The 14,955-nt window shown below is 49.3% G+C and carries 11 protein-coding genes; 7 read left to right on the top strand and 4 right to left on the bottom strand.

All coding sequences use genetic code 11. The features are described 5' to 3' along the window. The first annotated feature begins 144 nt into the window (after positions 1–144). The 7 genes from F7D47_RS01480 to F7D47_RS01450 all read left to right on the top strand — a co-directional run bounded on the left by F7D47_RS01480 (position 145) and on the right by F7D47_RS01450 (position 8,694). The gene (locus F7D47_RS01480) at positions 145–1,353 is read left to right on the top strand and encodes a zinc-dependent metalloproteinase lipoprotein (RefSeq protein ID WP_153085417.1); all 1,209 of its coding nucleotides are present in this window, start codon (positions 145–147) and stop codon (positions 1,351–1,353) included. A 46-nt stretch (positions 1,354–1,399) separates the two neighbouring features. Beyond that, positions 1,400–2,644: a 3-phosphoshikimate 1-carboxyvinyltransferase gene (locus F7D47_RS01475; RefSeq protein WP_006849052.1), complete on the top strand. Its 1,245-nt coding sequence runs from the start codon at positions 1,400–1,402 to the stop codon at positions 2,642–2,644. Between the two features lie 13 nt (positions 2,645–2,657). Then, positions 2,658–3,041: a hypothetical protein gene (locus F7D47_RS01470; protein ID WP_118081230.1), complete on the top strand. Its 384-nt coding sequence runs from the start codon at positions 2,658–2,660 to the stop codon at positions 3,039–3,041. Positions 3,042–3,107: 66 nt separating this feature from the next. Continuing rightward, positions 3,108–3,908 carry a metal ABC transporter permease gene (locus F7D47_RS01465; protein ID WP_153085418.1) on the top strand — a complete coding sequence of 267 codons (801 nt, stop codon included), beginning with the start codon at positions 3,108–3,110 and terminating at the stop codon, positions 3,906–3,908. Positions 3,909–3,955: 47 nt separating this feature from the next. Then, a complete protein-coding gene (locus F7D47_RS01460) occupies positions 3,956–7,105 on the top strand; it encodes a tetratricopeptide repeat protein (RefSeq protein ID WP_153085419.1) in 3,150 nt (1,049 codons plus the stop codon). A 63-nt stretch (positions 7,106–7,168) separates the two neighbouring features. Further along, entirely contained in the window at positions 7,169–7,690 is a 522-nt protein-coding gene (locus tag F7D47_RS01455) for an RNA polymerase sigma-70 factor (protein ID WP_228112451.1), read from the top strand. Between the two features lie 53 nt (positions 7,691–7,743). Next, positions 7,744–8,694 carry a FecR family protein gene (locus F7D47_RS01450; protein ID WP_194252594.1) on the top strand — a complete coding sequence of 317 codons (951 nt, stop codon included), beginning with the start codon at positions 7,744–7,746 and terminating at the stop codon, positions 8,692–8,694. Positions 8,695–8,937: 243 nt separating this feature from the next. On the opposite strand, the gene F7D47_RS01445 is transcribed toward F7D47_RS01450, so the two are convergent. Genes F7D47_RS01445 through F7D47_RS01430 form a run of 4 tightly spaced genes read right to left on the bottom strand, consistent with a single transcriptional unit; the run spans position 8,938 to position 14,924 of the window. Continuing rightward, a complete protein-coding gene (locus F7D47_RS01445; RefSeq protein WP_153085421.1) occupies positions 8,938–10,818 on the bottom strand; it encodes an MGH1-like glycoside hydrolase domain-containing protein in 1,881 nt (626 codons plus the stop codon). 5 nt (positions 10,819–10,823) lie between these two features. Continuing rightward, the gene (locus F7D47_RS01440) at positions 10,824–13,979 is read right to left on the bottom strand and encodes a glycoside hydrolase family 2 TIM barrel-domain containing protein (RefSeq protein WP_153085422.1); all 3,156 of its coding nucleotides are present in this window, start codon (positions 13,977–13,979) and stop codon (positions 10,824–10,826) included. A 34-nt stretch (positions 13,980–14,013) separates the two neighbouring features. Next, positions 14,014–14,616: a lysine exporter LysO family protein gene (locus F7D47_RS01435; protein WP_153085423.1), complete on the bottom strand. Its 603-nt coding sequence runs from the start codon at positions 14,614–14,616 to the stop codon at positions 14,014–14,016. Then, positions 14,613–14,924 carry a LysO family transporter gene (locus F7D47_RS01430; protein ID WP_022122090.1) on the bottom strand — a complete coding sequence of 104 codons (312 nt, stop codon included), beginning with the start codon at positions 14,922–14,924 and terminating at the stop codon, positions 14,613–14,615. Before F7D47_RS01430 ends, F7D47_RS01435 begins: the two co-directional genes overlap by 4 nt. Between the last annotated feature and the right edge of the window lie 31 nt (positions 14,925–14,955).

Below are 14,955 nucleotides of genomic sequence, written 5' to 3'. Positions count from 1 at the left end.
ACAAAATGTTACTGAATTGACATACATCAAGAAGATAAAAGCACAAGTTTTTTGGCATTTTGAGAAACTTTTTCAGGATATTTCTCGCCTATCTTCTTTTATTTTTGTATTTTTGCACGAAAATATATAATATAAGGTACGCGCATGAGAAAAATTCTTTATTTCATGATCGCCCTCACCGTCCTCAGCTTTGCATCATGCAAGGATACCGAAGGCTCTATCGGCGACCCTATCATATCCCACGGACAAGACCGTGACACAGATATCATTACAGGCGATGATTATGTCTATCATCTGCCTGTCATCTTCCATGTCTTCTACAATAACACCACGCAATACATCAAATATACCCGCCTCAAGGAGATTCTCTCCAACGTGAACGAACTTTATCAGGGTGATGTTTACAACTATCAGATGGATACCATCCCGAGCGAGAACCTGCATATCCTGTTCGAACTGGCTGAGAAGAATGAGAGCGGCAAGAGACTCAGTACACCAGGTGTGGAATATATCAAGGTTTCAGAACCGGAGTTCGACTGCGAGAGTTTCATGAAGGACAAGAAGTATGTACAGTACTGCTGGGACCAGAACAACTACATCAATGTGATGGTATATGCCTTCAAGAAGACCGATGAAAACAGCACAACGCTGGGCATCAGTCATCTGCCTTACCAGGTAGGCGGCTATCCACAGATAGATGGTTTAAGCAATGGCAAGAACTATCCGCTGAGCAAACCGGGCAAATTTCCGTATTGCGTTTCGCTCAATTCAATCTATGTGGGAAAGGAGAATGAAGGAACCCGGTATACTACAGATAAGAATCATAAGGGATATACCTATAATACAACCGACCCGAATGCTACGCTGGCCCACGAACTGGGGCATTATCTGGGGCTCTTCCACAGTTTCTCAGAAAAGACTGTGAAAGACAAATCAGAGGCTGCCAATGATGATGACGACTCAGACCATTGCGATGATACACCGAGCTACAACCGAATAGCATACGGCAAATGGCTGACAGAATATGTCAGTAAAGCACAAGCCATCAAGAAGGATACCACGCTCAGCATGCGAGAGCTTGCCAAACGCACCAACAGCAAGGATGAGGAATGGCAGTCAGACAATCTGATGGACTACAGCATCTGTTACAGCATGCGATTCACCCCAGAACAGGCAAACCGCATCCGCCAGGTTCTGTATTATTCGCCCCTGATACCGGGTCCGAAGAAGATTCGTCCGAGAACCCGTGCATGGGATGAGATGCCGGAAACAGAAGATGACCTCCCAATCCGATATGCCAAGGAAAAGGCTGTCTGCATCAAGGACATCCGGATACTGAAGGCTGAGAAATAGCAAAATCAGAAAAAAGAGTATTAAAAGAAATAGAAACAAGAAGAAAATGAAATATACAATCAAGGCTCCACGCCAACTTAACGCAAGTATCAACTTGCCAGCTTCCAAGAGTATCAGCAACCGTGCATTGGTAATCAATGCCATGGCGGGATGCAAGTTGCAGCCCCGCAACCTGAGCGATTGCGATGATACAGAAGTCATCATTGCGGCACTGCGCGATATGCCTGATGTCATCAACATCAAGGCTGCCGGTACCGCCATGCGCTTTATGACCGCCTATCTTTCTGCTACACCGGGCGAGCATACCATCACAGGTACCGAGCGCATGCAGAACCGCCCTATTGCTATCCTGGTAGATGCCCTGCGCTACCTCGGAGCTGATATACAGTATGAAAAGAAAGAGGGCTATCCTCCACTCCACATCGTTGGTAAGCCACTGGAAGGCGGACATCTCGAAGTGGTGGGAAACATCAGTTCGCAGTATATCTCGGCGCTGCTGATGATTGGTCCTATTCTGAAAAACGGTCTGGAACTGAAACTGACGGGCGAGATAGCATCACGTCCTTACATCGACCTCACGCTGTGGACGATGCAGAACTTCGGAGCCAGCGCAGAATGGACCGATGTGGATACCATCACCGTAAAGCCACAACCTTACAGCTGCGTAGCCGACTACACCATCGAGAATGACTGGAGCGCTTCTTCTTACTGGTATGAAATGATGGCACTGAACGGAAACCCTGATTCTGAGGTAAGACTCGAAGGTCTGTTCGACAGTTCCAAGCAGGGCGATTCTGTCGTGAAATACATCTTCAGTCTGTTGGGCGTGAAATCAGAATTTGAGAACCGTGATGTTCTTTCTCCTGTCAAGTTGAAAGTCCAGCGTTGTCTCTTGCCTCGTTTCGACTACGATTTCAGCGGTTCGCCAGACCTTGCACAGACCATCGTTGTAGCCTGCTGTGCCCTGGGCGTAAAGTTTAAGTTCACCGGTCTTGCCAGTCTCAAGATCAAGGAGACCGACCGCATCGAGGCATTGAAGAAGGAGCTGAAGAAGGTGGGTTACGTGATTTATGACGAGAACGATAACACGCTGATTTGGGATGGCGAGACCTGCGAGCCTAGTTTCGAGCCTATCGACACCTACGAGGACCATCGCATGGCACTTGCCTTCGCCCCTCTTGCCTTCAAGTTCCCTCAGATTGAAATCAATAATCCTGAGGTGGTGAGCAAATCCTATCCTCATTATTGGGAAGACCTGAAGAAAGTGGGATTTGAAATAGTTGAAAGTTAATAGTTAACAGTTTATGCTATATTTAGTTTTAGCCCTGGTGGCACTAGGAGTGATTTCCGCAGTCTTTGGCATCATCTCTCATCGCAAGGGAGAGGATGAAGAACCGCTGCAGGAAGGAGTTTCATGCAATACCTGCAACGGAGAGAACTCCAAATGCGAACAGGAATGCATGATGGAAGCCGCCACCAAGGAAATAGAATACTACGATGACGAGGAACTCGACCGGTTTGCAGGAAGAGCTGCCGACGACTATACCGATGAGGAGGTAGAGGAATTCTCGGAAGTGCTTTATACGATGCAGCCGGAAGAGGTGGCGGGATGGAACCGAAGTCTGATACTGAGAGGCATCAACCTGCCTAACCAGATTAAGGACGAAGTCATCAGTTTTTTAAGTTAAACATGCAATGCGCAATACGTAACATGCAATGCGCAAAGTTCAAAGTTTTAAGTTCAAAGTAAAGACATGGATATACTGCAATATACATTTTTTCAGAATGCGCTGATTGGCGCCCTACTGGCAAGCATTCTGTGCGGCTTTGTAGGCACCTACATCGTCACCCGCCGGCTGGTTTTCATCAGCGGTGGCATTACGCATGCCTCTTTTGGCGGCATCGGTATCGGCGTATTTGCAGGCATCAACCCTATACTCTCTGCCATGGTATTCGCCATTTTGAGTGCCTTTGGCGTGCAATGGGTATCACGGAAGAAAGATGTGCGCAAAGACTCTGCCATCGCCATGTTCTGGACCCTTGGCATGAGCGTGGGCATCATCTGCTGCTTCCTTACTCCGGGATTCATGCCCGACCTGCCCTCTTTCCTCTTCGGAAGTATACTTGCCATCGACAGCACAGACCTCTGGCTTCTGGCTGGTCTTACCCTGTTTGTTGCAATACTGTTCACCTTTCTGCTGCGTCCTATCCAGACCATCGCATTCGACAGCACCTTTGCCAAATCGCAACATCTGCCGGTTACAGCGATAGAATATATGATGATGACGCTCATCGCCATGACCATCGTAGCAACCATCAAGATGGTGGGCATCGTACTTGCCATCAGTCTGCTCACCATACCACAGATGACTGCCAACCTCTTCACCTACAGCTACAAGCGCATGATAGGAGCCAGCATCGTGATAGGCTGCATCGACTGCATCGTAGGCCTCTATGCCAGTTATCTGCTCAATGTGCCATCAGGTGCAACCATCATCTTCGTCAGCATCATCCTGTTTGCAGCAGCAAAGATACTGGCAGTCAGAAAGCACTAAGGCTTTCACACGCTCCGAAAGAAAAATTTTAAATAAAGAAGAAACTTATGTTGAAGCATTTCCCATTCAGAAACTTCTTGCCAGCTATGGTTATCCTTGCCTTTGCAATGACCATAGCAGGATGCTCTACGCAGAAGAATACGGCGAAGAGCAGATGGTGGCATGCCTTCAACGCCCGATACAACACCTATTATAATGGTACCGTAGCCTATATCGAAGGCTCGCTTGAAAAGGAAAATGGGAATAAGGACAATTACTCTGAAATGATTCCTTATTATACGGTTGGCAACAAGAACAGCCGCGAACTGGGCAAGTCGAACTACGACCGCGCCATCGAGAAATGCGAGAAAGCCATTCACCAGCATAGCATCAAGCGCCGCCCGGTATGGGACAAGAAACGCCGCAAGACAGCCAAAGACCTGGAATGGCTGCATCGCCGTGAATATAATCCGTTCCTCTGGAAGGCATGGATGCTGATGGGCCGTTCCCAGTTTTTTGAAGGCGATTTCCAGTCGGCAGCAGCCACTTTCGCCTATATGAGCCGTCTCTACGCTACCCAACCCGGCATTTACGGCAAGGCACGTGCCTGGCTCGCCAAGAGTTATCTCGAATCGGGATGGATATACGATGCCGAAGATGTAATCCGTAATATCGAGCGCGATTCCATCCACTGGCGTGCCCAGAAGGAATGGGACAAGACCTATGCCCTCTACTATCTGAAGACCGGACGCTATCAGGAGGCCGTTCCGTATCTCCGCAAAGCCATCGGCTATGAGATGCGACGCAAGCAGAAAGCCCGCCTCTGGTATCTGATGGGACAGGTAGAAGCACAACAGGGACATGCCCAGAATGCCTACCGTGCCTTCAAGCATGTCATCCGTCTCAATCCGCCTTACGAACTGGAGTTCAATGCCCGCATCTCCATGACCGAGGTACTGGCAACCAACAACTCCCGGAAGATGGTATCCAAATTGAAGCGAATGGCTGCGAGCGACAAGAATCAGGAATATCTCGACCAGGTTTATTATGCCATCGGTAACATACATCTCAACCAGGGCGATACCCTTCAGGCTATTGCTGCATACGAAAAAGGTGCTGCGAAATCAAGCCGCAACGGAGTAGAGAAAGGTGTATTGCTGCTGCATCTGGGCAATGTATACTGGCAATGCCACCGATATGGCGATGCCAAGCGATGCTATGATGCTGCCATCGGACTCCTGGACCAGGACCGCAAAGACTACAAACAGCTCTCCGACCGTTCGAAGGTTCTCGATGAACTGGTGCCTTATACCGACGCCATCCATCTGCAGGACTCCCTGCAATCGCTTGCCCGCATGAGCGAAACAGAACGGAATGTCGCCATTGACAAGGTAATAGATGCCCTGAAAAAGCAGGAAAAGGAAGAAAAGAGAAGACTTGCCGACCAGGAATTGGCAGAACAGCAGGGCAACTCTGACTTCGGAAGAAACAACGGCTATGGTAATAACAGCAGAAACAACAGGAATCAGGGAAACAGCAATGCCTCATCCGGCTTCGGAAACGGAGCCATGGGCAACGGCGGTTTCGGCAACACCAATACCTGGTATTTCTACTCCCAATCTGCCGTAGCCCAAGGCAAACAGCAGTTTGAGCGCCTCTGGGGCAAACGAAAGAACATAGACAACTGGCGACGGAGCAACCAGACCGTAGTAGCCGATGCTAAAGGTGTAGAAGAAATGACCGACGAGCAGCGCGATTCACTCCTCAACGAGGCACAGAAGAAAGACCTTGAGAAGGAGAAAGAGAAGAACCTGAGTGCAGAAGAAGATCCGCATCAGCGTGCCTACTATCTCGCTCAGATTCCGCTTACCGAAGAGAAGATGGCAGAAAGCAATCAGATTCTGGACGACGGACTGCTGCATGCCGGCATCATTCTGAAAGACAAACTCAATGATCTGGACGAAAGCGAACATATGCTGCAGCGACTGGTAAAGAAGAACGCAGCATATGAACATCTCGATGATGCCTACTATCACCTCTACCTGCTCTACAACATCCGGAAGCAGCCAGCCATCGCCAGCCGCTATCTCGACCTGTTGAAAGCGAATTATCCGGAGAGCCAATGGACCGCCCTGCTCACCTCTCCTTATTATGAGGAAGATGCGAAGATGGGCATTCATCTCGAAGATTCGCTCTATGCTGCCACCTACGATGCCTTCAAGGCTAACCTATATAATAAGGTGGTACACAACAGGGCTATCTCTGACAAGCGCTATCCTGAAGGAGCCAACCGCGACAAATTCCTCTTTATCGGCGGACTCACCCAGCTCCACGAGGGTAATATCCAGGCTTGTCTCGATGATATGCAGCAGGTGGTAGAGAAATATCCGAACAGTCGACTCAGCGAAATGGCGGGAATGATTCTCAACGGAGTGAAAGCCGGCAGACAGCTCAAGGGCGGCACATTCGACCTGAGCAATGTATGGTCGCGCCGCAACGCCGTACTCAATGATGATGTCAAATCCAAAGCAAAGGTATTCAGCATTGAGCGCAACGAGCCGTTCGTCTTCATGCTCGCCTACGTTCCCGATTCTGTAAACGAGAACCAGTTGCTCTTCGAGATGGCGAAATATAATTTCACTTCCTATCTCGTTCGCAATTTCGACCTCGTCATTGACGAGCAGAATGGTCTGCACCGCATGCAGGTAAAGGGCTTCCGCAATTACGACGAAGCACGCCAGTATGCCAACGACATCTACCAGCATCAGGCCATCACCCAGCTTCTCTCAAAGGGAGCCCGAGGCATCGTCATCAGCGAACCAAACCTCCTGCTGCTGGGCACCAGTCTGAGCTACGACGATTATACCCTCTTCTATACCCAGCATCTGGCACCGCTGAAAATCAGCAAGGACCCACTGCTTGAAGAACCGGAGGAAATCATCCAGCAGGAAAAGACGGATGATACAGAAGAAAATGAAGAAGAAACCGGAACTGCCGAAAGCGGAACAACCGGTGAAATAGAAACCGGAACTACCGGAACATTCGATAATGGTACAACAAATAACGGAACCACAGGTACCGGAACATCCGAAAACGGAACAACCGGAACCCAGGGAACCGATGCGGATATAAAGGAAGAAAAAGCGCCAAAGACAACTTTCGACAACGACGACAGTCTGGATTTGGACAGCGAAGAATATGATTTAGATGGATTTTAGTGAATAGTTATCATGTTTAAAAAGACAGAAACAGAACTTATCCTTCAACTCAAAAAAGGATCTATGAAGGCATTCGATGAAATCTACGGGCTATATGCCCGCAGACTCTTTGCCTTTTGCCTGAAATATACCAAGTCGAAGGAGAATGCCGAAGAAATCATGGAAGATACCTTCGTATGGCTCTGGAACAACAGAAGCACGCTGGAAGAGGCAGACAGCGTAAAGCCGCTGCTCTTCCTCAGAGCCAAGCATTATCTCATCAACGCCTACAGGAAGGTCATCAATTCGCCCGTGTACGAAGACTACATGGACTATCTTGACCATCACAACAGCACCACTGCTGACAGTCAGTTGGAGTATGATGATTTCGTCAGACAGCTCAACCTGATGCTTGCCAAACTGCCCAAGACACAGCAGGAAATCATCCGACTCTCCAAGTTGGAGATGCTCAACAATCAGGAGATTGCCGAGAAACTCAACTATAGTGAACAGACCGTTAAGAACCAGCTGTCCATGGGGTTGAAACAGCTCCGACAGCTTATCAGCAACCGCACCAACCTGATGTGGCTCTTGTTTTTAGTATAATTTAACGGTACATTCTCTACCGAACCATGTATAACCTAAAAAAGGATTGTTTTATGTTAGACGACATCAAGAATAGTACAGACTTAGCTAATCTGAAGGAACGGATCAACAACTGTTCAGATGAAGAATTAGCAGCAGCCATGGAAGAGGAATGGCTGCACGGCATCATCCCGGATAGCGGTATCTCTGACGAAGATTTGGCACGTATCAAGGCCGAAATTCATGAACAGATAGGAACCCGTAAGCAATTCACCCTGAAGCGCGTCCTCAAGTGGACCCAGATAGCGGCAGCTATTGCCCTGCCTGTCTGCATGGTGATTATGGGAATGATGTATAAGGAAAACAGGCAATATGCCGCGATTCCGCTGACAGAAATCACCACCCAGGAAGGCGAACAGGTGAGCATCACCCTGCCCGACAAGAGTGTGGTAGCGCTCAATTCGCTCTCCAGCATCAAATATGCGCCACAGGATTTCTGCAAGGACAATCGCGAGATTGAATTTGAAGGCGAGGCTCACTACAAGGTAGCCAAAGACGCCCGACATCCGTTCATCATCCACATGCAGGGAATGGAAATCAAGGTATTGGGTACCGAGTTTAACGTCATCAACCGAAAGAAAGAACAGACAGCAGAAGTTGCGCTGCTCAACGGTAGCGTGATGCTCACTTCCCTTGCCAACGGCAGCACCTATACGATGAAGCCAAACGAAATCGTGGTGGTGAACAAACAGACCGGAAAGATGGATGTCCGCGAAGTATCGCATATCGAGGATGCCTGTGCATGGCAGAAGAAACAGCTGGTATTCCGCGATGCATCGCTGGGTAAAGTCATCAGAAGTCTGGAGAAGAATTACGGGGTAGAGATTGCTGTGAAAATGGATACCATCGAACCTTTCACAGGAACCCTGCCGAACAACAGCCTTACCGAGGCGCTGCAGATTGTCTCTGAAGCCTATCAGGTGAAGTTCATCAAGACACCAGCCGGAAAGTATGTTTTGAGATAATATACACCACACGCTTTGGAAAAAGTAAAAAAGTAAAAAAGTAAAAAGGTAAAAAGGCTTTTAAAGGTAAAAAGGCGCAAAGAGCCTTAGCCCCTTCGCGCCCCCGTCCCCAGCGATTCCATCGCTGGTCCCCCGTAAAGTTAAAAAGCCCCTGATGCCAGAACGCATCGGGGGCTTTTTTTATTTAGGTCTCAAGATGTGCCAAATCACTTTGGCATGACGTTTAGCATATGAGATTATCGTTTATTTTCCATAATCATTGTACATCATGATCAGGCATGCGGCACTCCAGCTGAAGTGAGAAGCCTGCATAGGCTTGCCGGTATGCGTGTCATAATTCTCATAGATTGGGGTACCTGCCGAAATGCCCTGCAAATTGCGGAACACCTGGTCGGTATAGGCATCTGCCTTCTTCTTTTCACCATAGTTGCGATAACCCTTAATGCCATAATAGGTCTGGTCGAGCCAGATAGGACCGCGCCAGTAACCCTGTGGATTGTACTTCGGATTATCGGCAGCTATCGTCGGGAATGGGATGAAGGTAGAGAACTTCTTCTTATTGTCGAGCAACTTTCTTGCCTTGGCAAACTGCTTAGGCGTTGCTATGTTCGCCCAAAAAGGAATATAGCCCTCACAACCAGCCTCACGTACAAATGTTCTGTCGCCATCCAGACGGCGGTCGTAGAAGAAGCCATCCTTCTTATCAAAGAAATAATCGGCAACCAGTCCACGATAGTCTGGCAAGTCGAAAGGCTCGCCCAGCAATCCGGCAAACTTCTTGAGCAAGGTATACTCCAGCGAGAGATAAGCATTCAGGTCAACGCTCTCCTGATCAGTACTCCATGCATCCTTGCCGTTCTGCAACATCTTGGTGCCGTCGAAACGGATGGCATTATCCATACCGCTCTCCCAGGCAGCTGCCTCCAGCGTGCCATCAACCGAGCCGAACTCACAGATATGGTTCTTGTCGTGATCTCTCTTCTCATACCACCACTTATGATATTTCAGGAGTTTCGGATACATCTCCTTCACGAAAGCCAGATCCTGGGTATGTTCATAAATCTCGTTCACCGCCCAAGCTGCCAGAGGAGGCTTGCTGTCGCGGTAGTTGTTCTCAGAAGCATCCGGATAGATGCAGTCGATAATCATACCGTCTGGCTGCTGGTAGTCGAACATCACGCGGATGTTATCCTTCGCCAACTCTGGGAAGAAGGAAGCCATACCGGCTGAGAAACGCCAGCAGTCCCATGCCCAGCAACCTACGAAATAGCCAACAGCATGACTTGGCACGATGCCGTCATGATACAGGGCACCTCGCTTGGCACGCCAGTTGGAAAGCAGGGTGACGATGGATTTCGCAGCCACCCGGTTATATTCTGCAGGCATATCATCACGTATCACCTTCTTCAGATAACCGTTCCAGCGGTCATCATTTGCCTGGAGAGCGGCTGATGGATTGGCAAGCAGACTGGCTGTATGCACATACTGAACCGAAAACTCGGTATCCTGCTCTACCAGCGAAATGGCGATGGTGAGCTGCTCTACACCTCTTGGCACGGTAGCCAGATAGTTGTGGTCGGTATCAGTCACCTGAACCTTCTGAGGGAAGTCGATGATGACACGTTCACCATAGAAGTCTCCGATGGTTACACGGTTCTTGCAACGTGATACGTTGGCACGAGTACTGATGCTGTCGGCAGTAAACGTGAACGGAACCTTGGATGGATTGGTAACGGTGAGGAGTGCCGTACGGGCATCTACAAACTGCAGACTCTCATGGATATCGGCACCATCCTTCTTCAGACTCATCCTGATTTCGCCCGGATAATAGCTCTGTTCCTGCATGGTACCATCAATGAGAGATACCAGCGAACGGGCATACCAGTTGCGGTAATAGATGCTGAAAGGTCCGCAGAAACCTGCGGTAGGCTTCTCCTTCTCAGAGAGGGTGAAACCCATCCACGAACCCACATCCGTGAAGCATCCGTTCTGACGGCGGGGAGCACCCGGTGTCAGCTGGATGTCAAGAATATCCTTATACTCCTGACGGGTGGTCTGTGCCAAGCCGTCCATAGACAGCATGGCAAGCCCCATAGTCAATATAGCTATAGACTTAGTCTTCATATCGTTTATTTTAAGTTCTTAATAGTAAAGCTATAGCTCCACTCCTTTGGTGTGATGGTATATTCCGGATGCACCATAGCGCCCCAGGTATTATCGCCACCAACACCCATCTGCAAATGGTCGATGTTCACCCATACCATGTCCTTCTTGTCTACACAGCCGCCATGACGGTGCTCGATGGTAGAAGGAACATAGAGGAGATCATCCTGTGGGAAGTTCCAGGCACCTACGCTCAATGGCTCAGCACCTTCCACCTTGATACCGGCTCCAGCCTTCGATGCGAGGGTGAACCAGCGTACATCACACTTGTTGGCGGTTTCCTGTGCTCTTACGTATGGATGATACTGCTCCCATACGCTGGCAGAATACTTACCGATGAGGTAACCGCTCTTACGGTCGGCATAGTTCTCCTGCGGACCTCTACCCAACCAGGTCATCTGGTCGTAGTCGCCCTTCAGAATCATGCGCATACCGAGACGTGGCATCTCCGGCAGCGCCTTGTTGCCAGGAATGAAGTGCATGTTCACCTCTACATTTCCATTGGCAAGCATCTGATAGGTAATCTGCATCTGAGATTCCTGCTCAGGCATATCGAAGTCTGCGATGACGGTAGCCTTCTGGTTGTCTGCCTGGGTCTTGATGCCCTTCAGTACCATCTTCTTTCCAGCCTCACGCCAGGTAGCGCAGCGCTCCTGAGTGCCGTTAGCCACATCATTGTCGGTGATACCGCGCCAGAAGTTTGGCTGCAAACCAGCCAGCAGCATTTCCTTGCCGTCATATTTCAAAGAGGTCATCTCGCCGGTCTTCTTAGAGAAGCTGATACTGAAATCCTGGGTCTTTCCCTGGATGGTGATGGCCTCTTCTGTCTCGGTCTTCTCTATCTGTCCGCTAACCTGTTCCTGAACCTTTTCCAGTCTTACAGGCAGCTGCATCTGCTCGATGGCAACCTCGTGACCTGCAGGAACGGCTCCGGTAGCCTGCTTGCTGTAGGCGCGCAGGGTGAGGAAGTATTCCTTGCTGTCGGATGCTGGAAGTGTGCCCATCGGAATCTCCATCTCCTTAGTCTGATGAGGCAGGAGAGTCGGGAAGTTCATCTTGCCGCTTCTGATGGTTTCGCCGTTGGCTTCTACTGCCCAGACGAGTTGATAATTGTCAAGCGTGGTATAGTCGAATCGGTTGGTTACCTTGATGCGGTTCTGCATGAAGGCTACTGGCTCGAAGGCGATGTTCTGGTAAACCTTCTTTACCTCCCAGATATGTGGATGGAGCGAACGGTCGGCTGCTACAAGTCCGTTGGCACAGAAGTTGGAATCGTTCACTACGCCTACGAATCCCATATCACCGCCATAAGCCCAGTATTTGTGACCCTTGTCATCGGTCTTGGCGATGGTCTGGTCTACCCAGTCCCAGATGAAACCACCCTGCAACTGGTCGTATTTGTAAATCAGATCCCAGTAATCCTTGAGGTTACCCTCGCTGTTACCCATGGCATGGGCGTATTCGCAGAGAATCAGCGGGCGCTCATCACGCTGGTTGACATGGCGGCGCAAAGACCAGATGCGGGCATACATCGGACAGTAGATATCTGACTTAGCGTAGTAACCGCCGCCCTCATACTGTACCGGACGGGACGGATCCATCGCCTTGCTCATGTCATAGAGTTTCTCGAAACTCTTGCCATATCCGCTCTCGTTACCCATAGACCAGATGATGATGGCGGTATGGTTGCGGTCGCGCTTGATCATGCGGTACATGCGGTCGTGGAAAGCAGGATACCAGTCTTCTCTGTCTGCCAGCTGCTTGTATTCCGTATCCAGGATACCATGACATTCGATGTTTGCCTCGCCTACCATGTAGAGACCGTACTTATCGCAGAGCTGATACCACTCCGAATAGTTAGGATAGTGAGAGGTACGCACAGCATTGATGTTGAACTGCTTCATCATCTTCACATCCTTCACCATCTCACCGATGCTGAGGGTTCTGCCGTGTACTGCATTGTGCTCCTGTCGGTTCACACCCTTGATGGTGATGGCTACACCGTTTACCAGAAGCTGTCCGTTCTTCATTTCGATGGTACGGAAACCGAAAGGCTGTGCCACACTCTCCTCTACTCTACCATTCCTGTCGGTAGTATTGATGACGAGGGTGTAGAGATAAGGACTCTCGGCACTCCAAGGCTGCACGTTTTTCAGCAGTTTTTCGAAATGAATCAAGGTATCAGCAGGTGAGGTGATGCTCTGGATTTGTTTGAAGAGAGATTTGCCTGTTGCCGAAAGCACTTTCACCTCAACCTTCTGACCCTTTTGTGGATTGAGCATATTCACATCGAGTGTGAAATTGCCATCCTTATATTGATTGATCAGTTTATTTCCCAATACGTAGTCGTTCATTCTGCTCTTAGGACGAGCCAGGATGAACACATTGCGCTCTATGCCGCTATACTTCCAGTAGTCCTGATCTTCCAGATAACTGCCGTCGCTGAAGCGGAACACCTTCATGGCAAGGCGGTTCTTGCCCTTCTTCAGGAACTTGGAGATATTGAAGTGGGCAGGCAGACGGCTATCTTCACTATAGCCCACCATCTTGCCGTTGATCCAGAGATAGAAGGCAGATTCTACGCCTTCGAAATCCATAATCACATCCATGCCCTTCCAGTTTTCAGGCACGGTAAATTCGTGTACATAATGTCCTACAGGGTTGTAATCCTGTGGTACGAAAGGAGGATTTGCCTTGAAAGGATAGGTTACATCGGTGTAGATTGGCGCATCGAAGCCCTGCAACTCCCAGCTGCCAGGCACATTGATATTCTGCCAATCGCTTACGTTATAGGATGTCTTGAAGAAATCGGTCAAGGCAAGACTCGGATTCTTCACCAGTTTGAATTTCCATACACCATCCAACGAGCGGCGGCGCTCATTCTGGGTGTTCAACAGGAAACGGCGGGCGTCGTCCATCTTCAACTGTGCCAAGGCTCCGTTCTCACTTGTAAAAGGCAAGTAATGAGCGGTCATCGGCATGCGGTTGATATGGGTTACGGTGGCGTCCTGCCAAGGGTCTGAAGCTGCAGGCTGCTTGCCATCCTGAGCCGCAAGGGCTACTGAGGTATGGGCACAGCACAGGCTCAGACATATCATGAATGAACTGAAAATATGTCTCATACGGGTTTGGTTTTAAACTGCTTTTAGTTATTTTCTACAAAGAACAGAAGAAGGTAACCAGGAAGGGTACAGAAAAGTCGACACAGAAGCCATGGAAGATGGAAACGATGATGAAACTCTCGCCCGAATATCGGGTGATGATTGGCAACGTTGTATCCATGGTCGTAGCTCCACCTACACTGATAGGTGCCAGTTTGCCGAAGTATTTTGCCAGCAGCGGAGCACACAACAGGGTGAGAATCTCGCGGAAGATGTTGGCAAGAAGGGCGATGGTTCCCAGTTCGGCGCCCCTGTATTCGGTGATGAAGATACTAGAAAGAGAGTAATATCCGAATCCTGAACCGATAGCCAGACAATCGGTAAGCTGGCGGTGGCTCAAGATGAGAGATACGGCGGCACAACCTGCCAACGTACCCAGAATGGTCATCACAGGGAGCATCATCAGACGGGGATTCACCTTCTTGAAACTCTTCAGCACTGAGGTGTCGCAACCGATGCTGATACCTACGCAGAACATCAGGCAGCAGAGTGCATAATAGCTCACGTCGCTATCCAGAAGACCTGCCGGAATCACATCACACAAGCCTACGATGATACCCAGAACAAAGAAGCTTACGATAATCAAACTGCCTTTCATGCCTTGCCTCCTTTCCCGGTTTCAGCGTGAGCCGACGATTTAGCCTGCTTTGCTGTAACATACTTCCACAATGCCCAAGCAAAGAGTGCACTACCCAGACTGCCTCCCAAGGTCAGGGCTATCGCCTCAAGTCCCAGGGTCTGAAGACCGCTGATGATACGAGGGTTAGAACCTACCTCGATACCGAGCAGGAACAGGAGTACCCATATCAGCGCCGTGATGATACGGCCGATAAAACTCATTTTCTTGTTGCGGAGCAGATAGCCGGTACCTATTCCGCATAACATAATCATTACTATCTTGAGCATTGTTTCTTGTTTTTCTTCTTTATTTTATTGT

Source organism: Segatella copri, assembly GCF_009494835.1.
Taxonomy (GTDB): domain Bacteria; phylum Bacteroidota; class Bacteroidia; order Bacteroidales; family Bacteroidaceae; genus Prevotella; species Prevotella copri_F.
This window is presented reverse-complemented; position numbering and strand designations above follow the sequence as displayed.